The organism is Kitasatospora sp. NPDC093102, assembly GCF_040683915.1.
Classification (GTDB): domain Bacteria; phylum Actinomycetota; class Actinomycetes; order Streptomycetales; family Streptomycetaceae; genus Kitasatospora.
Genome location: NZ_JBFBFA010000007.1, coordinates 1 through 23142 on the forward strand (window position 1 = coordinate 1; position 23142 = coordinate 23142).

At 73.6% G+C, this 23142-nt stretch carries 15 protein-coding genes; 6 read left to right on the top strand and 9 right to left on the bottom strand.

The features are described from left to right. From AB0O11_RS12180 to AB0O11_RS12200, 5 genes are all read left to right on the top strand, one after another. Positions 1-3341: amino acid adenylation domain-containing protein (locus tag AB0O11_RS12180; RefSeq protein ID WP_363384751.1), on the top strand; the 3341-nt coding region annotated here is incomplete at its 5' end. 32 nt (positions 3342-3373) lie between these two features. Further along, positions 3374-4618, top strand: coding sequence for a crotonyl-CoA carboxylase/reductase (gene ccrA / locus AB0O11_RS12185; protein ID WP_363384754.1), 1245 nt, complete (start codon positions 3374-3376; stop codon positions 4616-4618). 194 nt (positions 4619-4812) lie between these two features. Further along, entirely contained in the window at positions 4813-5022 is a 210-nt protein-coding gene (locus AB0O11_RS12190) for an MbtH family protein (protein ID WP_363385482.1), read from the top strand. Between the two features lie 84 nt (positions 5023-5106). Then, positions 5107-6783: an aromatic amino acid ammonia-lyase gene (locus AB0O11_RS12195; protein WP_363384757.1), complete on the top strand. Its 1677-nt coding sequence runs from the start codon at positions 5107-5109 to the stop codon at positions 6781-6783. 88 nt (positions 6784-6871) lie between these two features. Continuing rightward, positions 6872-8467 carry an AMP-binding protein gene (locus AB0O11_RS12200; RefSeq protein WP_363384760.1) on the top strand — a complete coding sequence of 532 codons (1596 nt, stop codon included), beginning with the start codon at positions 6872-6874 and terminating at the stop codon, positions 8465-8467. 239 nt (positions 8468-8706) lie between these two features. Here AB0O11_RS12200 and AB0O11_RS12205 read toward each other — a convergent pair whose 3' ends face one another. From AB0O11_RS12205 to AB0O11_RS12245, 9 genes are all read right to left on the bottom strand, one after another. Next, positions 8707-9972: an APC family permease gene (locus tag AB0O11_RS12205; RefSeq protein WP_363384763.1), complete on the bottom strand. Its 1266-nt coding sequence runs from the start codon at positions 9970-9972 to the stop codon at positions 8707-8709. A gap of 101 nt (positions 9973-10073) precedes the next feature. After that, the gene (locus tag AB0O11_RS12210; protein WP_363384766.1) at positions 10074-10517 is read right to left on the bottom strand and encodes an SRPBCC family protein; all 444 of its coding nucleotides are present in this window, start codon (positions 10515-10517) and stop codon (positions 10074-10076) included. A 64-nt stretch (positions 10518-10581) separates the two neighbouring features. After that, entirely contained in the window at positions 10582-12213 is a 1632-nt protein-coding gene (locus AB0O11_RS12215) for an AMP-binding protein (protein WP_363384769.1), read from the bottom strand. A gap of 139 nt (positions 12214-12352) precedes the next feature. Then, on the bottom strand, positions 12353-12604 hold the full coding sequence (locus tag AB0O11_RS12220) for a chaplin (protein WP_363384772.1): 252 nt from the start codon (positions 12602-12604) through the stop codon (positions 12353-12355). 99 nt (positions 12605-12703) lie between these two features. Beyond that, positions 12704-13027, bottom strand: a complete 324-nt coding sequence (locus tag AB0O11_RS12225; RefSeq protein WP_363384775.1) for a hypothetical protein — start codon at positions 13025-13027, stop codon at positions 12704-12706. Further along, positions 13024-15591 (bottom strand): Hsp70 family protein, encoded by a 2568-nt coding sequence (locus tag AB0O11_RS12230; RefSeq protein ID WP_363384778.1) that lies wholly within the window; start codon positions 15589-15591, stop codon positions 13024-13026. The genes AB0O11_RS12225 and AB0O11_RS12230 overlap by 4 nt, the downstream gene beginning before the upstream one ends. A 31-nt stretch (positions 15592-15622) precedes the next feature. Next, positions 15623-16477, bottom strand: coding sequence for a nucleotide exchange factor GrpE (gene grpE, locus AB0O11_RS12235; protein WP_363384781.1), 855 nt, complete (start codon positions 16475-16477; stop codon positions 15623-15625). Continuing rightward, positions 16474-16896: a hypothetical protein gene (locus tag AB0O11_RS12240; RefSeq protein WP_363384784.1), complete on the bottom strand. Its 423-nt coding sequence runs from the start codon at positions 16894-16896 to the stop codon at positions 16474-16476. The genes grpE and AB0O11_RS12240 overlap by 4 nt, the downstream gene beginning before the upstream one ends. A gap of 99 nt (positions 16897-16995) precedes the next feature. Further along, positions 16996-21117 carry a hypothetical protein gene (locus AB0O11_RS12245; RefSeq protein ID WP_363384787.1) on the bottom strand — a complete coding sequence of 1374 codons (4122 nt, stop codon included), beginning with the start codon at positions 21115-21117 and terminating at the stop codon, positions 16996-16998. 207 nt (positions 21118-21324) lie between these two features. Here AB0O11_RS12245 and AB0O11_RS12250 point away from each other — a divergent pair, with 207 nt between their 5' ends. Continuing rightward, positions 21325-23112 (top strand): hypothetical protein, encoded by a 1788-nt coding sequence (locus AB0O11_RS12250; RefSeq protein WP_363384790.1) that lies wholly within the window; start codon positions 21325-21327, stop codon positions 23110-23112. Positions 23113-23142: the final 30 nt, after the last annotated feature.

Genomic DNA, 23142 nt, shown 5'->3' on the forward strand with positions numbered 1-23142 from the left:
AAAACCACCTCACCACCCTCACCCAACCCACCCTCATCCACCCCCACACACCCACCACCCCCACCACCCCCCACACCCACCACCACACCCTCACCCCCACCCAAACCACCAACCTCCAAACCCTCGCCAAAACCCACGGCATCACCCTCAACACCATCCTCCAAACCGCCTGGACCCTCCTCCTCCACCACCACACCGGCCACACCGACATCACCTTCGGCACCACCGTCTCCGGCCGCCCCGCCGACATCCCCGGCATCGAGTCCATGATCGGACTCTTCATCAACACCATCCCCGTCCACACCACCCTCACCCCCACCGAACCCCTCAACCACCTCCTCACCCGCACCCAAACCCAACAAGCCCACCTCCTCCCCCACCAACACACCAGCCTCACCGACATCCAAAACACCACCGGACACCACCAACTCTTCGACACCACACTCATCTTCGAGAACTACCACGTCGAACGCGAAGGCCTCACTACCACCGCCCCCGGCCTCACCATCACCCACGCCGAAGGCCACGACGGCATCCACTACCCCCTCAACGCCATCGCCTCCATCACAGCCGACACCCTCAACATCCGCTTCGACTACCGCCCCGACTGCTTCACACCCGACACCATCACCACCATCGCCAACCACCTCACCACCATCCTCGACACCATCACCACCAACCCCACCCTCCCCACCGCCCACCTCACCCCCCTCACCACCCACGAACACCACCAACTCACCCACACCTCACATGACTTGGTATCAGAGATGAAGTCCGGCACCGTGCACGGCCGGATCGGCGAGGTGGCCGCACGGCTTCCGGAGCGGACCGCCGTACGGTTCGGCGAGACCCACCTGAGCTACGCCGAACTCGAAGCCCGTGCCGCCCGGTTGGCTCACTGCCTGACCGCGCTCGGGGTCCGCCGCGAGTCGCGGGTCGCCATCCTGCAGGAACGCTCCGCCGAGCTCGTGGTGACGATGCTGGCCGTGCTCAAGACGGGCGCCTGCTACGTACCGCTGGACGCCCGCTCCCCCGCCGACCGCCTCACCGAGCTGGTCCGCGAGACCGGTGCCGAGCTCGTGCTGACCAACGGCTCCGCCCCCGGCATCGACTTCGGGCCGGCCGTGCGGGTGGTGACGCCGGAGTACGGCGAGGGCCCGGTGCTGACCGCTCCCGACGTCCACCCCGACCAGGCGGCGCAGGTGATCTACACCTCCGGATCCACGGGCCGCCCCAAGGGCATCGAGGTCTCCCACCGGAGCATCCTGCGGATGGCCGCCGCGGACGGCGACCTCACCGCACCGGGGGACCGGCCGGAGCGGGTCCTCTTCCACTCCCCGCACGCCTGGGACGCCTCGACCTGGGAGATCTGGGCCACGCTGCTGCGCGGCGACGAGGTCCTGGTCGCACCGCCGGGCGAGCTCGACGTGGACGACTTCGCCACCCGGCTGACCGACTCCGGGGCCACCCGGCTGTGGGCCTCCAGCAGCCTGTTCCGCCTGTTGGCCGACGAGCGACCGGAGGCCTTCGCCGGGCTGCGCGAGGTCTCCACCGGCGGCGAGATCGTCTCGGCGGCCGCCGTCCGACGAGTTCTGCGGGCCTGTCCCGGAATCTCGGTCACCGCCGGCTACGGCCCCTCGGAAACCACTGTCTTCGCCACCAAGCACCCGATGACGGACGCGGCGGAGGTCCCCGACAGCGTCCCGCTCGGCCGACCGCTCGGTGAAGTCCGCGCCTACGTCCTGGGCGGCTTCCTCCAGCCCGCGCCGGTCGGCGTGACGGGCGAGCTGTACCTGGCCGGCGACCAGCTGGCCCGCGGGTACGCCAACCGTCCCGACCTCACCGCGGAGCGCTTCGTCGCCGACCCGTTCGGCCCGGCCGGCGAGCGGATGTACCGCACCGGCGACCTCGTCCGCCGGCAGCCCGACGGCACCCTCGACTACGTCGGCCGGGTCGACCACCAGGTCAAGGTGCGCGGCTTCCGCATCGAACTAGGAGAGATCGAAGCCGCTTTGAGTGTCCATCAGTTCATTGCGCAGGCCGCTGTGATCGTCCGCGAGGACCGGCCCGGCGACAAGCGCATCGTCGCCTACACCGTCCCCACCACCGGACACACCCCGACCCAGGACGACCTGCGCCGGCACAGCGCACGCGTCCTGCCCGGCTACATGGTCCCGGCGGCGTTCGTCACGCTGGAGCGGCTGCCGCTCACCCCGAACGGCAAGCTCGACCACAAGGCACTGCCCGCCCCGGTCAGCGGCTCCGCCGCCCTGATCCGGGCTCCGCGCACGGCCCAGGAGGACACGCTCTGCGAGCAGTTCTCAGAGGTCCTCGGCCTGGACGAGGTCGGCATCGACGAGAGCTTCTTCGACCTCGGCGGCCACTCCCTGCTCGCCACCCGCCTGGTCAGCCGGATCAGGTCGGCGTTCGGCGTCCAGCTGGCCGTCCGCCACCTCTACGCGACCCCGACCGTCGCGGGCCTGTCCGAGTTCCTCGCCGGGGAGCACGGCCGGGCGCACGAGAGTGAGAACGCCTTCGCCGGCCTGCTGCCGCTGCGGCCGGGAGGCGAGCGCCCGGGTCTGTTCTGTGTGCACGCGGGAGGCGGCCTGAGCTGGCGCTACGCCGAGCTGCTGCAGCACATCCCGGCCGATTACCCGGTGTACGCGCTCCAGGCGTCCGGCTACGCCGAGGGCGGCCGGCTGGAGAGCAGCATCGAGGAGATGGCGGAGGACTACGTCCGCCGGATCCGCTCCGTCCAGCCGAGCGGTCCCTACCGGCTGCTCGGCTGGTCCTTCGGCGGCCTGGTCGTCCAGGCGATGGCCACGCGCTTGCAGGAGTCGGGCGAGGAGGTCGACCTGCTGGCGGTGATGGACTCCTACCCCCTGTCCTCTGCCGCCGGGGACGAGGACCGACTGCCGCCTGAGAGTGAGGTCCTGGCGGGGCTGGCCGAGATGGTCGGTCACACGCCCGCCGCCGACGAGCGGCTGGACCTGGACCGGATCGAGGAGTTGCTGCGGTCGGACGGCGCCGGAATGAGCCACGCGCTCGCCGGACACGCCGAGGACTTCGTCTCGGTGTTCCGCAACAACGTCCGGCTGGCCGGCCGGTTCACCCCGGCCAGGTTCGACGGCGGCCTGCTGCTGTTCGCCGCGGAGCGCTACGAGTCCGAGGCTCCCAAGCCGGTGGACTCCTGGGTGCCGTACCTGACCGGCACGGTCGAGGTCCACCAAGTGCCCGCCACCCACGACCGGATGATGGATTCGGAGCCGTTGCGGCAGATCGGCCGGACCGTCGCCAAGCACCTGCGGCTCCGCGGCGAGGGATCCGCAGCCGCCTGCTGACCTACCTCCAACTACCCAAGGATTACTGACAGATGCAGGAGATCTACCGCCCGGGCGAGCTTCCTCCGCTGGGCGAGGTGCCGCCGTACATGCACGCCGCGATGATCCGGCCGGAGCGCTACGGCGCACCGGAGCAGGCCATCCGGATCGAGGCCACCAGGGTGCCCGCGATCGGCCCCGGCCAGGTGCTGGTCGCAGTGATGGCGGCTGGGGTGAACTTCAACAACGTGTGGGCTGCGCTGGGGAGTCCGATGGATGTCATCGGTGCCCGGCAGAAGGCGGGCGCCCAGGAGGATTTCCACATCGGCGGCTCGGACGGCGCGGGCATCGTCTGGGCGGTCGGCGAGGGCGTCACCCAGGTCAAGGTGGGCGACGAGATCGTCATCGCGCCGGTGGTCTGGGACGAGCGGGCCGCCGACATCCGGATGGGCGCCGATCCGATGACCTCCACCTCGGCACTGGCCATGGGGTACGAGTCCAACTACGGTTCGTTCGCCCAGTTCACGGTGGTCGACGAGTACCAGTGCCACCCGAAGCCGCCCCAGCTGACCTGGGAGGAGGCGGGCTGCTTCCTGCTCACGGCGGCCACCGTGTACCGGCAGCTGCGCGGCTGGCAGCCGCATGTGGTCGAACCGGGCGACCCGGTGCTGGTCTGGGGCGGCGCGGGCGGGCTCGGCTCGATGGCGATCCAGATCGTCCGGCAGTTCGGCGGCATCCCGATCGCCGTGGTCTCGGGCCCGTCCAAGGAGGAGCACTGCCTGCGGCTCGGTGCCAAGGGGGTGATCAACCGGCGGGAGTTCGATCATTGGGGCCGGATCCCCTCCGCCGAGGACGAGGTCGAGTTCGCCCGATGGACGGCGGGACTGCGCGCGTTCGGCCGGCGGATCTGGGACGTACTGGGCGAGCGCCGCTCGCCCCGGATCGTCCTGGAGCACCCGGGCGAGGACACCATCCCGACGTCGATGTACGTCTGCGACAACGCCGGCATGGTGGTCACCTGCGGCGGGACCAGTGGCTACAGCGCGGACGTCGACCTGCGCTTCCTGTGGATGCGGCAGAAGCGGCTGCAGGGCTCGCACGGTGCGAACACCGCGCAGTTCCGCGCGGTGACGGAGCTCGCCGCGCAGGGCAGGCTCGACCCGTGCCTGTCGGCGGTCGTGCCGTTCGACCAGACCGCGGCCGTCCACCAGCTGATGTACGAGAACCGCCACCCCGCCGGCAACCTCGCGGTCCTCGTGGGAGCCACGGCCCCCGGCCTGGTCGGCCGGCCCAGCTGAGCAGCGGACGGTAACCGGGCTGCTGGCAACTAGCTGTCGGGGCGAGGTCCTGACAGCTCGGTGCCGTGACCGGGGACGTCCCGGACCGCAAGACTGATCACTGTCGCGCCCGGCGGCGTCTACGCAACCGACGCCGCCAGCCGCCCCGCACGTCCGAAACCCACCACCCAGCTCCCATGAAAGAGGTCATGGCGATGACCAACCCCTTCGAAGACGAGAACGGCACCTACCACGTGCTGGTCAACCACGAGAACCAGCACTCGCTCTGGCCGGCCTACTGCGAGGTCCCGGACGGCTGGACCGCGGTTCTCTCGAACGACACCCGCCAGGCATGCCTGGACTACATCAACGCCAACTGGACCGACATGCGGCCGAAGAGCCTGATCGAGGCCATGGCCGACTGACCGGTCCAGCACGCCGAACGTCCGACCACCGCACGGCCCGGGCCGCACCGGCCCGGGCCGGAAACCCGCCCGAAACGGATGCTCATGTTGTCGAACACCCTTGCTGTCGAATCGGCTCCGGTCACACCGGAGGGCCTGCTGGACCCGCGCTACCCGGTGGGCCGTGCCGAGGAGATATCCATCGACGGCTACCGGCTGCGCACGGCGGACGTGGCGGCCGTGGCCCGGAGCACCGAGCGGCCGCGGGTCACCATCGCCGCTGGCTCCCGCGACCGGATGGCGCAGTCCCGTCAGTTGAAGGACCACCTGGCCGCCTCCGGGATCCCGATCTACGGGGTGACCTCCGGTTTCGGCGACAGCAACACCCGCCAGATCTCCGACGCCAAGTCGACCGAGCTGCAGCGCAACCTCATCCGGTTCCTGGGGTCGGGTGTCGGCCCCGCCGCCCCGGACGAGGTGGTCCGGGCCACCATGCTGGTGCGGGCGAACTGCCTGGCCCGCGGCACCTCCGGGGTACGCCCCGAACTGGTACAGCTGTTGATCGACTGCCTCAACCTCGATCTGCTCCCGATCATCCCGGAGCGTGGATCGGTCGGCGCCAGCGGCGACCTGGTGCCGCTCAGCTACCTGGCCGGGCTGCTGACCGGCCAGGCCCAGGCCGTCTTCCAGGGGGTCCGCAAGCCAGCCGGGCAGGCGCTGGCCGAGCACGGTCTGACTCCTGTCGAACTGATCGCGAAGGAGGGTCTGGCGCTCGTCAACGGCACGTCGTTCATGTCCGGCTTCGCCGTCCTGGCCCTGCGCGACGCCGCCGAACTGGCCTTCGCCGCCGACCTGTGCACCGCGCTGACCAGTCAGGTGCTGCGGGGCAACCCGGGGCACTTCGCCGACTTCCTGTTCGATCACAAGCCGCACCCGGGGGTCCGGCAGAGCGCCGCCGTGGTACGGCAGATGCTCAAGGGCTCCGCCTCGTTCGACCAGGACGTCGAGCGGCCCGCGCCGGTCCCGGGTGGAGTCGACTTCCGCGAGCTGGACCAGCCGATCCAGGACCGCTACTCGATCCGGTGCGCGCCGCACGTCACCGGTGTGGTCCGCGACGCGCTGGAGTGGGCGGAGCAGTGGATCACCACCGAGATCAACTCCTCCAACGACAACCCGCTGTTCGACGTCGAAGCCGGTGTCGTCCGCAACGGCGGCAACTTCTACGGCGGGCACGTGGGCCTGGCGATGGACGCGCTCAAGACCGCCGTCGCGAGCCTCGGCGATCTGCTCGACCGCCAGCTGGAGTTGACCGTCGACGAGAAGTTCAACAACGGTCTGACCCCGAACCTGACCCCCCCGGTGGACCCCGACGACCACCGCGCCGGTCTCCATCACGGTTTCAAGGGCATGCAGATCACCGCTTCCGCGCTGGCCGCGGAGGCCCTCAAGTGGACGATGCCCGCCACGTCGTTCTCCCGGTCCACCGAGGCCCACAACCAGGACAAGGTCAGCATGGGCACCATCGCGGCCCGGGACGCCTACGCGGTCGGCGGCCTGGTGCGCCAGATCGCCGCGATCCAGCTGATGGCGCTGTGCCAGGCGGCGGACCTGCGCGGGCCGGAGTTGCTCAGCGGACCGACCAGGGCCGCCTACGACCTCGTGCGCGAGTACTCGCCGTACCTCGACGGAGACCGTCCGCTCGACGCGGAGATCGAGCTGGTCTCGCAGCTCATCGGCTCGGGCGAGCTCCGGCGCGCGGTGACCGCCGAACTCGCCGGCTGAGCCCGGCCGTCCGACCATCCGTCCGTTGCCACCGACCAGCGTCCGCCCTCGCGCCGTCCCAGCCGACCGGGCAGACCCGGGAGTCGTCATGCCAGAGGTCAACATCAGCCCCGCTCTCGCGGTGCAGCGCCATGCCCGTTGTCAGGGGGACGCGACGGCGCTCGTCTACGGGCCCGAGCGCATCAGCTACGCCGAGTTCGACGCCCAGGCCGCGACGCTCGCCGCCATGCTGGCAGCGGGCGGGGTCGGCCGGGGCGAGCGCGTCGCCTATCTGGGGCTGAACAGCCCCGCCCTCCTCACGACCTTCCTGGCTTGTGCCCGGCTCGGCGCGGTCTTCGTACCGGTGAACCACCGGCTGACCGAGCACGAGACCGCCCTGGTACTGGACGACTGCACACCTGCCGCGCTGGTCTGCGAGGAGGGCAGACGCGAGCTGACGGCGACGCTCGCCGCGCACGCGTTCGTGCTCCACGTCGGCGACCGGCCGGGTCAGCGCTGGCTTCCGGCGTCGGCCTCCGGCTCGGACACCTCCCCGACTCCCCAGCCGAGACCACTGGCCGAGGCCGACCTGGCCGCACTGCTGTATACCTCGGGAAGCACGGGCCGTCCCAAGGGGGTGATGCTGACCCACGGCAACCTGTGGTGGAACCAGGTCAATGTCTGCGCCATGGTGGACAGTCGGCTCCAGGACACCACCCTCGCTGTCGCGCCGATGTTCCACATCGGCGGGCTCAACGCTCTGACCCTGGGCACCCTGGTCCGCGGCGGCACCGTGGTCGTCCACCGCGGCTTCGACCCCCAGCAGTGCCTCACCGACCTGCAGACCCACCGCGTCTCGGGAGTGTTCGCGGTGCCCGCCATGTTCGCCGCGCTCGCGGCGCTGCCGGGTTTCGCCGAGGCTGACCTCTCCGCCCTGCGTACGGCGGTGGTCGCTGGAGCGCCGGTACCACCCAGTCTGATCAGGCGGTACGCGGAGCACGGCGTGCTGCTCCAGCAAGCCTGGGGCCTGACCGAGACAGCCCCGTTCGCCACCTACCTCCCGCCGGGGGCCGCCCTGGCCAAACTCGGCTCAGCGGGACTCCCCATGCCGTACACCGAGCTCCGGGTCGTGGCCCCCGACACCGCCGCCGACGCCGGCCCGCACGTCCGGGGCGAGCTCTGGGTGCGCGGACCGAACGTGACGAAGGGCTACTGGAACAATCCCCGGGCCGGCGCCGAGGCGTTCACGCAGGACGGCTGGTTTCGGACCGGAGACGTGGGCTACCTGGATGACGACGGCTACCTGTACGTCGTGGACCGCGTCAAGGACGTGATCATCACGGGCGGCGAGAACGTCTATCCGTCCGAGGTAGAGCACGTGCTCGCCGAGCTGCCCGGGGTGTCGGGCGTGGCCGTCGTCGGCCGGCCGGACGACCACTGGGGAGAGGCGGTCACCGCCGTCCTCTCGCTCGCACGGAACACGGCCGAGACCCCGACCCTCGAAAGCGTCCGCACCTTCGCCGGCCATCGTCTTGCCCGCTACAAGCTCCCAACCGAGCTCGCAGTGCTCGACCGGATCCCCCGCAACGGCAGCGGCAAAATTGACAAGCCACTCCTACGCCGCCGGTTGGCGGACTGGCGCACGGCATCCCCCGGTGAAGCATGCGTCGCCACCGGCCTGGCAGGTGCCGACCAGCTCAGCTGATCCCGCGCCCTCCAGGCTTCCAGGGTGTCAGCTTGGCGGTCGGGCATCGCCCCAGGGTCAAGGCCCGAGTTCGTGATTCGCATCCTCATCGGGATCCCCTTCGGCTGGGCCACTCTCGCTGATGCCGCTCGGCCGCGAGATCGTCCCGTCCGGCCAGGCCTGGGGCGCCCGCCAGTTCCCACGAACACCCGCGGCCGGCGCGGGGCAGCAGCCCTCGCCGGCCGTCCGCGTTCCCGGGCTCAGGCCCGGGCGAGGACCTTGCGGAGGCCGTAGGCGGCGGCGCCGAGCGCGAGGACGGCGGCGCCCCGGAGGACGGAGGCGGCAGGGAGGGAGAAGGCGAGGACGAGGCAGCCGGCCGTGCCGAGCAGCGGGACGGCACGCGGGGGGCGGCCCTCGGCGGGGGTGAGGGTCCAGGCGGCGGCGTTGGCGACGGCGTAGTACGCGAGGACGCCGAAGGAGGAGAAGCCGATCGCGCCGCGGACGTCGCCGAGGGCCGCGGCGAGGGCGACCACCGCGCCGACGGCCAGCTCGGCGCGGTGCGGGACGCCGAAGCGGGGGTGGACAGCCGCCAGTGGGTGCGGGAGGTGACGGTCGCGGGCCATCGCCAGGGTGGTGCGCGAGACGCCGAGGATCAGCGCGAGCAGCGAGCCGAGGGCGGCGACCGCCGCACCGGCCCGCACCACCGGGGCCAGGCCCGGCACCCCGGCCGCCCGGACCGCGTCGGCAAGCGGTGCGGCGGTGTGAGCGAGGCGTTCGGGGCCGAGGACGGCCAGGACGGCGAGGGCGACGGCGGCGTAGCCGACCAGGGTGATGCCGAGGGCCAGCGGGATCGCCCGGGGGATGGTGCGCCGCGGGTCGCGGACCTCCTCACCGAGCGTGGCGATCCGGGCGTACCCGGCGAAGGCGAAGAACAGCAGACCGGCGGCCTGGAGCACACCGTGGAAGCCGGCGTCCGTACCGATGGCCCAGTGGCCGGTGTCGGCCTCACCGCTCGTCACACAGGCGGTGACCACGGCGGCGAGCACCGCCAGGACGACGGCCACGATCGCCCGGGTCAGCCAGGCGGCCTTCTGCACGCCGACGTAGTTGACGGCGGTCAGCGCCACCACGGCCGCGACCGCGACGGCGTGGGCCTGGGCGGGCCAGACGTAGGAGCCGACGGTGAGGGCCATCGCCGCGCAGGAGGCGGTCTTGCCGACCACGAAGCCCCAGCCGGCCAGGTACCCCCAGAACTCGCCGAGCCGCTCCCGGCCGTAGACGTAGGTGCCGCCGGACTGCGGGTAGCGGGCGGCCAGCCGGGCCGAGGAGGTCGCGTTGCAGTACGCCACCACGCCGGCCGTCGCCAGCCCGACCAGCAGCCCGGAGCCGGCGGCCCCGGCCGCGGGCGCGAGCGCGGCGAAGACGCCCGCGCCGATCATCGAGCCCAGCCCGATCACCACGGCGTCGAACACCCCCAGGTGCCGCCGCAACTCCCCCGGACCGGCCGCCGTCGGCGACGAACTCATCCGCTGTACCTCTCCCGATCCGGCTGTGGTGTCGGCGCACCCTATCCGAGCGGGGGAAACGGAAGGCGCGGGACGGAGGGCGGCCGGAACCCGGGCGGCGGTCACCCGGTCAGGCGGGCCTCCAGCGCCTGGAGGTCCTTGGCCAGGGCGGCACGGACCGGGAGGGCGAGCAGGGGCCAGGCCAGGCACTGGAGGCCGACCGAGCAGCCGCGGACGCGGATGCGGGCGAAGGTGCCGGCCTGGGTGGGCTCGAAGGTGTAGGTGACGCGCATCGCCAGGGGCCCGGCGACGGGGACCATGTCGAGCACCGTCGGCGGGTGGTAGCCCGCCACGCGCAGCACGTACCTCGTCGGCCGGCCCAGGAAGTGCGCGCTCCGGGTGACCTCGGCGCCCACGCCGAAGCCGCCGGTGTCGGCCTCCCGGGTGAGGGTGGCGGTGCGGATGGCCCGGGTCCACTCGGAGTCGTGGCGCCAGTCCATCGCGTAGGCGGCGACGGTGGCGGGCGGGAGGGGGATCAGGCGTTCCACTGTGACATCGAGGGGCATGATCACACTCTCCCGCCGGGCGGGCCACCGCGCTCTCCGGACACACCCGGCCGGAGGGCCCCGGTCAGAGTCCCAGGATGCGCTGGGCCTCCGCCCGCATCTCGACCTTGCGGATCTTCCCGGTGACCGTCATGGGGAACTCCTCGACCACGTGCACGTAGCGCGGGATCTTGAAGTGTGCGAGCCGGCCGGTGCAGTACGCGCGGACGGTCTCGGCGGTGAGCTGCTCGGCGCCCTCCCGCATCCGGATCCAGGCCATCAGTTCCTCGCCGTACCTGGTGTCGGGGACGCCGATCACCTGGACGTCGAGGATGTCCGGGTGGGTGTGGAGGAACTCCTCGATCTCGCGCGGGTAGAGGTTCTCGCCGCCACGGATCACCATGTCCTTGATCCGGCCGGTGATGGCGAGGTAGCCGTCCTCGTCCATCACCGCGAGGTCCCCGGTGTGCATCCAGCGGGCGGCGTCGACGGCCTCGGCGGTGCGCTCGGGCTCGCCCCAGTAGCCGAGCATGACGGAGTAGCCGCGGGTGCACAGCTCGCCGGGTTCGCCGCGCGGGACGGTGCGGCCGGTGGCCGGGTCGATCACCTTGACCTCCAGGTGCGGACCGACCCGGCCCACCGTGGTCACCCTCCGCTCGACCGGGTCGTCGACCCGGGTCTGGGTGGAGACCGGCGAGGTCTCGGTCATCCCGTAGCAGATGGAGACCTGTGTCATGCCCATCCGCCCGATGACCTCCTTCATCACCTCGCTCGGGCAGGGCGAGCCCGCCATGATGCCGGTGCGCAGGCTGCCGAGGTCGTAGTGGTCGAAGTCCGGGTCGGCCAGCTCGGCGATGAACATGGTCGGCACGCCGTAGAGCGAGGTGCAGCGCTCGGCGGCGACGGCGGCCAGGGTGGCGCCGGGCTCGAAGGAGGGGGCCGGGATGACCATGCAGGCGCCGTGCGAGGTGGCCGCCAGGTTGCCCATCACCATCCCGAAGCAGTGGTAGAAGGGCACCGGGATGCAGATCCGGTCCTGCTCGGTGTAGGCGAGCAGCTCGCCCACGAAGTAGCCGTTGTTGAGGATGTTGTGGTGCGAGAGCGTCGCGCCCTTGGGGAAGCCGGTCGTCCCGGAGGTGTACTGGATGTTGATCGGGTCGTCGGGGGCCAACTCTCCCTGGCGCTCCGCGAGTCGGGCGGGGTCGGCCAGCCTCCCGGCGGCGAGCACGGCCTCCCAGGCGGGGCTGCCGAGCAGCAGGACGCGCTCCAACTCGGGGCATCGGGGCCGGACTTCCTCGATCATCCCGGCGTAGTCCGAGGTCTTGAAGCGCTCGGCGGCGACCAGCAGCCGGATGCCGGCCTGGTTCAGCACGTACTCCAACTCGTGGGCGCGGTAGGCCGGGTTGACCGTGACCAGGATCGCGCCGAGCTTGGCGGTGACGTACTGGGTGAGTGTCCACTCGGCGCAGTTGGGGGCCCAGATGCCGACCCGGTCCCCCTTGGCGATCCCGAGTTCCAGCAGGCCGAGCGCCAGGGCGTCGACGTCGGCGGCGAGTTCGGCGTAGGTCCAGCGGCGGGCGGTGGCCCGGTCGACCAGGGCGTCGCGCTCGGGGAAGGCGCGCACCGCGCGGTCGAGGTTCTCCCCGATGGTGTCGCCGAGCAGCGGGACGTCCGAGGTGCCGGAGGCGTAGCTGCGCGGGGTCGGCGTGGTCGGCACGGGCTGGCTCCTGGGGACGGCGGTGCGGGACGGGGACCATGCTCGCGGCCCCGGCCCCGCGCCGCCACCCCCGAACGGGGGTACGGACACGGCGCTGGGGCCGTCCGCCGGGTGCGACGGACGGCCCCAGCGCGCGGGGTCACTTGTTGATGCAGAAGGTGCCGAAGGTCGGGCCGCCGATCCCGAGGATGCCGACCGAGTTCCCACACACGTTGGTCTGCGCGTTGATCGGGATCTGGACCAGGTTGCCGGACAGGAAGCCGGGCGAGTTGGCGGCGACACCGTAGGCGGTGGCGCCACCGCCGTCGCCGCCGGCAGCGGCGGTCCCGGTTCCGGCGAGGACCGCCGCCGCGGTGAGGGCGGTGGCGGCGAGGGTGGTGCGCATACGCATTGCGACACTCCTTGTGAGGGTGGCGATTTCGAGTGTGACGATCACACCCGCCATCGATCACAAGCGATCCGCTCCTCGGCGCGCCGGGATTGCCCCGACCTAGGGCGTGTCGCCCTCCCGGCCCGCCGGCGCCGCGGCCACGGGAGCGGCGACGCCCAGTGATTCCAGCAGTTCCCGGGCCTGGTGCAGCCCCGGCTCGGCCGCCACCGCACGGTGCAGCAGCCCGAGGGCGAGCGCCCGGTCCCCGGCCGCCAGGGCGTCCAGCGCCCGGTTGTAGTCGATCCGTCCGGCGTAACGCAGCCGGAACAGCACGGAAAGGTCCTCCCGGCAGGAGGCGCAGCGCAGGGCCTGCGGATCCGCCGGCACCCTGCACAGCGGGCACAGCACCTCGGGGGCACCCGAGAAGGCGTCCACGGCGCTCATCGCGGCCCCGCCTCCTCCGGCCGGACCGGGCCGAGCGACTCCTGGGCCGGCTCGCTGCCCAGCTCCCGCTCCGCCTGCGCGTACAGGGCCAGCAGGTTCGACATGTGCCGGTTGACGTCCGCCATGTTGGGCGCCTCCACCGCCGCGTCCAGCCCGCGCAGCTCGGCCATGATCAGCTGGGCCAGGGCGGGCGAGACCATGTTCTGGGTCACGTAGACGTTGCACATGGTGAGCATCCGCATGGTGTGCCCGAGCGAGTCGCACAGCTCGTCCGCCTTCCGGGCCGCGCGCATCGCGCCCTCCCAGTCGGCGGCCTCGCGGCGCAGCCGCAGCTCGGCGGCCACCGACCGCAGCCGGTCCAGGTCGCTCGGGTCGAGGTGCTTCTCGCAGTAGTGGATGAACAGGCTCAGGTACGCCTCGGAGCCGCGCACCCAGCGCTGGGCCTTGAGCTGCTGCTGGGCCCGTTCCAGCGCCGCGTCCACCGACTGGCCGCGGGTCTGCCCTGCCGCCAGGTCGTCCAGGGTGTCCATCAGCCGCTGCGCCTCGCGCTTCTCGGCCTCGGTCAGCTCGCCGCCCCAGCGGTCGGTGAAGGACTCGACCTGCCGCTGCTGCTCCTCGACCTGCACCTTCAGCTCGGGGTCGAGGGTGACCCGCTCCAGCTTGACGGTCTTCTCGGCACCGCCCTGGATCCGCACCGACAGGGTGATGGTGCGGTCCCGGTCGAGGCCGAAGGAGACCTCCACCGGAGTACGGCCGCCCAGGCCCTCGGGCAGCCGCAGGGTGAGGTGGCCGATCAGCTCGTTCTGCTGGGCGATCTCGTGCTCGCCCTCGTAGACCGCCACCTCCAGCCGCTGCCGGCCGCTGCCGGAGACCACGAACTCCCGGCTCACCGGCGAACTCGTCGGGTAGCTGGTGTTCTTGGGGATGATGACGGCGAGGCGGCCGTCGTTCAGCTCGATGCCGAGGTTCTTCGGGGTGATGTCGAACGGGTTGGTGACCTGCGCCAGCTCGCCGCAGCCCGGGCAGACCTCGCAGCCGGGCGGATTGACCACACTGCAGGCGGCGCAGCGCAGGCCGACGTCCTCGGCGGCGCTGGTGGCCACCCTGGTGTGGCCGGGGGCGGCCGAGTTGAGCGGCTCGCCGCACAGTTCACAGGCGGTGACGCCGGGGGCGGCCGGGGTGCCGCAGCGCGGGCAGTTGCCACCGTGCACCACGGCGGTGGCCCGGGTCTGCTGCGGGATCGTCGCGCCGCCGCCCGAACCGTCCAGGGCCTGCTCGCACTTGGGGCAGGCTGCGGCGTCGGCGTCGACCGGGAGGTGGCAGGTCGGGCAGGAGACCCGGGGGCCGCCGAGCAGGGTGGTGGCGCAGTTGGCGCAGTTGGAGGCGGACAGGTCGCCGGGGGCCCGGCACTCGGGGCACTCCACCTCGCCGACCAGGGCGGACTGCACGGCCGCACCGAGCGCCACGCACTGCATCGGGTTGACGCCGCGCCGGATCCGGCGGGGGCCGAACACCTCGCCGAGCCGGCGGGCGACCAGCGGGATCGCGGTCGAGCCGCCGACCAGCACCACCTCGTCGATGTCCCCGACGGTCAGGTTGGCCTGCATGATGGCCTTGTGGGTCAGCTCGATGGTGCGTTCGATCCGAGCCTCGATCAGCTCCTCGAAGCGGGCCCGTTCGAACTCCGTCTCCAGCACCAGCTGCCCGGCGCCCAGGCCCGGCAGGATGACCTCGGAGGACTCCTGGTTGGAGAGCTCGATCTTGATGGTCTCGGCGGTGGCGGCGATCTTCGGACGGTCGCGCAGGTCGGGCTGGTACTCCGAGCCGTACTCCTCCCGGATGTCCTCCAGCAGCGCGGTGGTGATCCCGCGGTCGAAGTCGTCGCCGCCGAGCAGGTTGTCGCCCTCGATGCCGAGCACCGAGACCGATCCGGGCACCAGCAGCAGGATGGAGATGTCGAAGGTGCCGCCGCCGAGGTCGTAGACCAGGACGGTCCTGCCCTCGTCGCCCGCCTCGGAGGTGATGCCGTAGGCGAGGGCGGCGGCGGTCGGCTCGTTGATGATCCGCAGCACGTGCAGGCCGGCCATCCGGCCCGCCTCCTGGGTGGCCGCGACCTGCCGCTCGCCGAAGTACGCGGGGACGGTGATCACGGCCCGGTGGAAGGGCTCGCCGAAGCGCTGCTCGGCGTCCTCCTTGAGTCGGTGCAGGATGATCGCGGAGATCTCGATCGGGGTGTACGAGCGGCCGTTGAACCAGACGTTGACGTCGCCGTCGGTGCCCGCGGTGACCCTGTAGTCCACCTCCTTCAGGGCCGCCTGGACCTGCGGGTCCTTGAACTTGCGGCCCATGAAGCGCTTGACCGAGCGGATCACGTTGGCGCCGTCGATGGCGATCCGGCTGCGCGCGGTGGAGCCCACCAGCAGCTCGCCCTTGCGGCCGCTGCCGACCACGGAGGGTGTGGCCTCCTGGTTCTGCCGGTTGAAGATGATCTCCGGCTCGCCCCGGCGCAGGTGGGCGACCACGGAGTTGGTGGTGCCCAGGTCGATGCCGAGTGTGCGGTACATGTCGTTCCCCTCTTGCCCCTCGTGGTCCTGGCTACTTCTTGCGCTTGGCCTGCTTGGCCACGGCCTTGCCCCGGCGACGGGCCCGGGGCGGGGCCCCCTTGGGCTGGGCGCGGGTGGCCGTCGCGGCGGTGGCGGTGGCGGGCGGGACGGCTTCGACGGCCTCGGGCTTCTCGGGCTTCTCCGGTGTCCCGAGCCCCTCCGCCTCGACGGCCTCGGACATCTCGGGCTCGACGGGCTCGAAGGGCTCGAAGGGCTCGAAGGGCTCGACGGGCTCGACGGCCCCGGTGGCCTCGGGTGCCCCCGGTTCGACGCCCGTCGGCCCCGGGAGCGCGGGGTCCGCCTCCGTCGCGGCCGCCGCCGGCCCGTCCTGCGGTTCGGGGTCCGGGTCCGGCTCCGGTGCGGCGACCACCACCTGGGCCCGGCGCAGCACCTCGTCCCCCCAGAAGAACCCGGTCACCACCGTCCGCACCACCGTCTCCGGCGCCACCCCGGACCGGGCCTCGGTGCCCACGATCTCGGTCAGGTCGGGGTCGGCCGTCATGCCCTCCAGACGCATCGGCCGCACCTTGGCCTTGGCGAGCTGCCCGAGCAGCCGCCGCCGGGTGGCCTCCAGGCCGTCGCCGCGGCCGAGCGCCACCAGTTCGGGGTTCAGACGGAGCGCGGCGAGCGCGTCGTCCACCTCGACCAGGATGCCCAGCAGTTCACGCTGCTCGGCCCGGGCGGCCTGCTTCTGCTCCGTCAGCTTGCTCCCCAGCAGGGACGCCCGGAAGAGCAGCCGGCCGAACGCCTGCTCCAGGTCGACGTCCTCGACGCCGGGCGGGACCTCCAGCCGCTGACGGCCGTCGGCCAGGGAGGCGGTGGGTGCGTCGGTGGGTGCGTCGGTCATTCCGGAACCTCGATCTGCGGCAGCACGGACAGGTCCGCCGCGTAGCGGGCGGGGACGGGCGGTTCGGGGTCGGCGCCGCCGGGGGGCGGCTCGGCGAAGTCGGCGGCCAGCTCGGCGCGGTGGAGGGCGGGCAGGACGGCGGGCCGCAGCGGCGGGCGCTCGATCACCAGCAGCGGTTCGGCGAGCGCGGGGGCCAGCAGCGCGGCAGCCCGGTCGACCGGCTCCGGCGGGAGTGACTGCTGGAGGTCCGCCTCCAGGCGCCGGTCCGGGTTGCGCAGCAGCGCGGCGGCCTCCTGGATCTGCTGGCGGCTGTACCGGCCGGCCCGCATCGCCGTTCCGACGGCGAGGTTGATCTCGCGCACGCCGGCCGTGAGCGGGATGCCCAGGACCTCGTACGGCGACGGTTCGTGCAGTGGCATGGCGGGCGGTCTCTCTCCTCACGGTGACGGGGACGGCGCGGGTGCGGGCACGGCTGCGGCGTACGGTCCAGGACGACGCCAACTGCCGTGCGGTTGCTGTCAGTAGAGCGAGTTGATCCGCATCTGCATCGCGTGCAGCTCGATGTCGTCCGGGCTGTGCTCGACGGCCTTGCGGGCCAGGTCGCGGGCCTCGCGCAGCTGCCGGGCGTTGGCCCGCTGGACGGCGAACGAGCCGTAGACGATGCCGAGTTCGCGGTGCAGCTTGTCGGTGTCCTCCGGAGTGCCGGAGAGTTCGAGAGCCTCCTCCAGCAGCTTGATCGCCGCGCGGTAGCGGTGGCCCTCGTAGTGGCCGATGGCCTTGCCGCGCCAGACGCCGACCATCAGCCGTCGGATGTCGGTGGAGTCGTCGTAGGACCTGGCCTTCTGGAGCATCGCGGCCTGGTCGGTGAACGGCTGGTCCTGCATGGCGTCCACCACGTGGTTGGCGAGCATCACCGAGACCCGGCGCGGGGCCTCGTGGTCGACCCCGCCCTCCCATTCCGGGTCGGCGCGCAGCGCCTCGGCCATCCACTCGACGGCGCGCCGGCGGTCGTCGGCGAAAGCGGCGGAGCGGGCGAGGTGGCGCAGCACGAAGGCGAGGCCGAGCCGGTTGTCCGGGTCGGGGTTGAGTTCGATCAGCGCCCGCCAGGCCTCGACGGCCTCCTCCAGCTCCGCGTCGGTGGCGTCGGGGCGGCTGAGCTGGCCGGCCCGGTTGCCGAGGGCGGCCTCCAGGAAGTGCCGGGCGGTCGGGTCGCCGGGGACCAGTTCCAGGCTCTTCTCCAGGAGGGCGAGGGCGCGGGGGTAGTCCTTGTCCTCGTTGTTGATCTTGCGCGCCCACTGGGCGTAGGTGGCCCCGAGGTCACCCCGCACCTCAGGGTCGTCGGGGGCCAACGCCAGCGCCCTCTCCAGGAGTTCGGCTGCTCCGGCCTGGTCGTCCAGGCTGTTCTTGAGCAGCGCGCGGGCGGCCCGGACGCCGGACTCGGCGGCGATCGCGGCGGCGTCGGCGGGCAGCCGGGCGCCGGGGACGGCCCGGGCGCGGGTGAGGCTGTCCAGGGCCTCGCGCCAGTCCTGGTTGCGGTGGTGCTCGCGGGCCTGGCTGACCAGCGACTCGCCGAGCAGGGCGTGCCAGTCCTCGCCCCGCCGCTGTTCGGGCACCGCGTCCAGGGCGGCGACGGCGGCCGCCTGCCGGCCCTGGAGTTGCAGGTAGCGCTGCGCGCCGAGGTCGCCGAACAGGCCGAGGGCCCGGGTGGGCGCGGGCGCGTCGGGGCCGGCGGGCCGGCGCCAGGGCCGGACGGCCCGCTCGAAGGCCTCGGCCCAGCCGGCGGGTCCGGGCTCGGCGCGCAGCAGCCGGTCCAGGGCCGGGCCGAGTGCGAGGCAGCGGGTCGGGCGGCCGGGCAGGGTGATCCGGACGTCCTCCTGGGCGAAGGCGTCCGCGCAGTGCGCCTCCAGGCCGAGGCGCAGCGTCCAGGCGGTGACCTCGTCGCCGCTGCGCCCGGCGGTCCGGTCCAGGGCGCGCAGGTCGTCGCGGAGGCGGTCGAGCAGTCCGGTGCGGGCGGCGGCGAGCTGCTGGGGCTCGGCGGTGCGGCCGGTGATCCGGGCGGACTCGGCCCACAGCTCGGGCTGGTGCAGGGCGGCGACCAGGCTGCCGAGCGTCCAGGCCCAGACCTCCTCGTCGGGCGTGTCGGAGCCGGCGGCGAGCCGGTAGCCGGCCAGGCCGAGCGCGTGCAGCAGCCGGGGGTGGGCCGGATCCCTGAGCAGCAGCTCGCGGTAGGCCTCCCAGGCCTCCCGGTGGCGGCCGTCGGCGGCGGCCTGGTGCGCCTCGTGCTCGGCGAGCAGGACGAGCGCGCCGGCCACCCGCTCGTGGCCGGGGAGCTCGTGGCCCGCGATCTCATGGCTGGAGGCAAGTTCGAGGGCCTGGCGCAGGTCGACGGCGGCCGGGCCGGGCCGGCCGGCGTCGAGGGCGGCGCCGGCCCGGCGGACCAGGACGGCGGCGCGGGCCGTCCGGGCGTCCGCGGGCAGGCCGGTCAGGGCCTCGTCCAGCCGGCCGAGTTCGGCGCGCAGCAGGGCGAGGTCGAGCCGGACGGGCGCGGCGGCGGCACCGTCGCCGAGCACCTCGGCCCAGCGGGCGAGCACGGGTTCGGCCTGCTCGGGCGTGCCGGCCCGGCGGGCGCAGTCGAGGACGGCGCGCAGTGCGGGGGCGGCGCAGCGCACGCAGCGGGGCGAGGCGGCGGCTTCGGGGGTGTGCTGGTGGTCGGTGCAGGCCTCACGGCCGCAGCCGCCGCAGGTGCCGGTGGCTGGGCGGTCGCAGAGCGCGCAGTCGCCGGTCGGCGACCCGGTGGAGGCGGCGCCGGCCTGGAGGAAGTTCCGGTACCAGTCCAGGGCGGCGGCCCAGTTGCCCGCTCGTTCGGCGAGCAGGGCGCGCAGCCGGGCGGTCGCCGGGTCGCCGGCCGGGTCGGGCGGCCCGAGCAGGGCGATCGTCCGGGCCGGGCGGCCCGTCAGCAGGGCGGCGGCGGCCAGGTGGTAGCGGTCGCGTCGGCCGGTGCCGGCGTCGAGCAGGGTGGTGACCGGCTCCGGGGTGCCTTCGGCCAGGGCGAGGGCGGCGCGCAGCCGGGACTGGCGGTGGGTGAGGGCGCCGGGCAGGGTGTCGGCGAGGGCGAGCGCGGCGGCGGCGCGGCGGCGTGGTTCGGCGTGGTCGCGGCCGGTGACCAGCAGGTGGGCGGCCTCGCGCAGGGCGGCTTCGCGCAGCGCGGCGCGGTAGCCGGGGGCGGCGGGGTGCTCGGCGGTGGCCTGCTGCCACAGTTCGCGGGCGGCCGTCGGGTCGGTGGCCAGCCGGGTGCGGGCGAGCCGGTCGCGGGCCAGGGCCCGGCGGGGTTTCAGGTCCTCGTCGTCCAGCGCCTCCCAGCGGGCGAGGGCGCCGGCCGGGTCGTCGGTGCGGGCGAGGGCGAGGCCGTGGTGGAAGGCGGCGATGGCGGTCCAGCGGGTGCCCGGGTCGGTGTCGGCCTCGGCGCGCAGGACCGGTTCGGCCTCCTCGGCCTGCCCGGCGGCGAGCAGGGCGGCGCCGAGCCGGACCCGGGCGGGGCGCCAGTCGGAGGCCCGGCCGAGGCCGGCCCGGTAGTCGGCGGCGGCCTCGGCGGGGCGCTCGGCCCGCTCGTGCACCAGGGCGAGGCCGAACCGGGCCGGGGCGAAGTCGGGTTGGACGGTCAGGGCGGCGGTGAACTGCTCCCTGGCCGGCTCGTCGGCGCCGAGCAGCAGGGCGAGCCGGCCGAGGGCGTAGCGGGGGCGGGGGTCGGTCGGGCTCGATACGACGGCGGCCGCGAGGTCGGCCCAGGCCTCCTCGGTGGCGCCGAGGCGCTGGCGGGCCAGGCCGCGGAAGAGCAGGCCGTCGGTGCGCAGGGCCGGGCCGCGCCCCCACGGGGAGGGCTCGCCGGGGCCACGGCGCAGCGCCTCGTCGAAGGCGGTGACGGCGGGTTCGTCGCGGTGCAGGGCGTAGAGCTGGGCGCCCCAGCGGAACCACAGTTCGCCGCTGCCGGCGGGGGCCGCGGCGGCGAGCAGGGCCTCGGCCTCGGCGGCCCGGGCGGTGGCACGCAGCAGGGCGGCGCGGGCGAGCACGGGCCAGTCCCGGCCGGGCAGGGCGGCGAGGGCGCGGGCGGTGACATGCTCGCGCTGGTCGAGGGCGCCCTCACGGCAGTGGTGTTGCAGCCAGTCGACGGTGCGGGCGGCGGCCTCGGCCTCCTCGCCGGGTTCGGCGCCGGCGGCGGTGGCCTGGAGGAAGGCGAGCGGCGGGCCGAGGTCGCCGTCGGGGGCCTGCATCCGTTCCTCGGCGAGGCGGCGCAGGCTCCACCGGGGCAGTTGCCGGGCCGGGTCGGCGAGCAACGGGTAGGCCTCGCGGTGCAGGGCGAGGGTGGCCTGCTGGTCGCCGGTGGGGACGGTGGCCTCGGCCTGGCCGAGCAGGGCGAGGCCGCGCTGCGGGCGCAGTTCCTCGGGCCCGTCGGCGAGTTCGCGGGCCAGCCGGGCGTAGCGGCGGCGGGCCTGGGCGGCCCGGCCGGCGGCGAGCTGCTCGGCGGCCGCGGCCAGTGCCTTCGCCACCGTCGCGGCGTCCAGGGCCCGTCGGCGGCGGGCCAGCACGACGGCGGCCGCACCGGTCAGCGCCACCACGACCAGCAGCACCGCTAACAGCACCATGCACCGTCCCCCTGTGTTCGGAAACCGCCCACCCCATGATCAACTCGCTTCTGGCGATCATGAGTTGACGTCGTGTCGTGATGTTGATCGAACGCCATCAGAATAGGCCCTCGATCGGACGGACGAACAGGAAAGAGCACTATCCTGGGCATCGATCAGCAGCAGCACGGCAGCACATCAACAGCGGTCAGAAGCGTCGGGGGTCGCGTGTCCGAGTCGCGTTGGGTGCCCGGTCTCCGGTTCGGGCCGGAGTTCGACCCCGAGCAGTACGAACTCCTGGAGTTCCACCACCGGGGCGGCGAGGCCGAGGTGTGGAGGGCGGTTCGCACCGGGCACAACGGGCGCAAGGAGCTGGTCGCCGCGAAGATCATGCTGGAGCGCGACCCGACCGAGGTGCGGCGCTGGCTCGGCCGCTGGGACGACGTCTCGCACAACGCGCACCGGCTCGGCGTCACCGACCTGGTGGTGCCCAGCTTCCTGCTCGGCCCCTCCCCGCACCGGCCCGGCACCCCGCCCGGCGGCGCGCTGCTGGCCTATCAGATCTCCCCCTGGGTCGAGGGCGCGCCGCTGCACACCTGGGCGCGCGGCCAGCGCGGCGGCCCGCCGGCCGTGGCCGAGGTGCTGACCCGGCTCTGCCGGATCGTCGACGAGCTGCACCGCAAGCGCTGGGTGCACCGCGACATCTCCCCCGCCAACGTCCTGGTGGACGGCCAGGGGCAGGTCAAGCTGATCGACCTGACCTTCCTCGCCCCGCTGGACCACACCCTGACCGTCGCGGTGTTCACCCCCGGGCACGTCCCGCCGGAGGCCGAGCAGGTGGGCGGCTTCCCGACCACCGCCAAGGACCTGTTCGCGGTCGGCACCCTCGCCCGTACCCTGCTGCTGCCCGACCACGGCCGCCTGGACCACCGGCTGGCCGCCGAGCAGGCCCGCGCGGAGCTGCTGGCGGCGGGCTACAGCGAGGAGTTGGCGCGCTGGGCCTGCGAGCCGCTGGCCCGTGACCCGGACCGCCGCCCCTCCCCGCTCGGCCCGTGGGCCGAGCGGGGCCGTGAACTGCTGCGCACCCACCGGCCGGTGGCCCGCACCGCGGGTCTGGCCGTGCTGCCCGACCCGGCCGGGCGGCCGCTGGTGGTCACCGGCGGCGCGGACGGCACCGCGCTGGCCGGGCCGGGCCGGCTCGGCCGAAGACTCCCGGCGGGCCATGGCCCTTCTGTTGTACGGGAATTGGCGGCCGGCTGGGCCGGGAGCCAGGAGGAGCTGGTGGTCTGGGCCGAGGACCGCGGCGGCACCCTGTGGGCCGGTACGGCGGCCGGCTGGTGGGAGGCCGCGCGCGGGGTCAACGGCCTGGCGGGCGCGGTCGGTTCGGCCGGGGAGATGACGGTCTGGACAGCCGCCGGCGGTGCACTGCGTTCCTACCGCTGGACGCCCGGCCGCACCCTCACCGGCCAGGAGCACCCCGGCTGCCCGGCCGACCGGGTGCTCGCCGCCGAGGAGGAGCGGCCCGGCGCCTGGCTGTTGCTGGTGGAGCACCGCGAGCGGGTGCTGAGCTGGCGGCCGGGCGCCGCCGGACCGCCCGTCCCGGTCGGCCCGGCCGGACCGCTGTGCGCCGGGGCACTGGCCCGTACCTCCGCAGGGCCGCAGGCCGCCACGCTGCGGCCGGACGGCTCGGCCCAGCTGCACACCCTCGGCACGGCCGGGGCGGGAACCGAGATCGGCGACGGCGAGCCCTCGCTCGGCATCGCCATGGTGGGCCACCGCGGCGGCCCGACCGTCGCGTTGGCCGGCGCGGGCGGCGTACGGCTGCGGCTGCCGGCCGGCGGCGCCTCCCGCCGGCCGCGCTGGTGGCGGCCCACGCTGCGCCCGGCCACCCGGGTCGCACTGGCCATGGGCGACGACTGGCGGCTGTGCCTGGCGGCGGTGGTGGAGGGCGAGTTGCAGGTCTGGCAGGAGGACGCGGCGTACCGCTGGCAGGCGGTGGAGCTGCCGGAGGACTGATCGGCCGGACCGGCACCGAGGCCCCGGAAC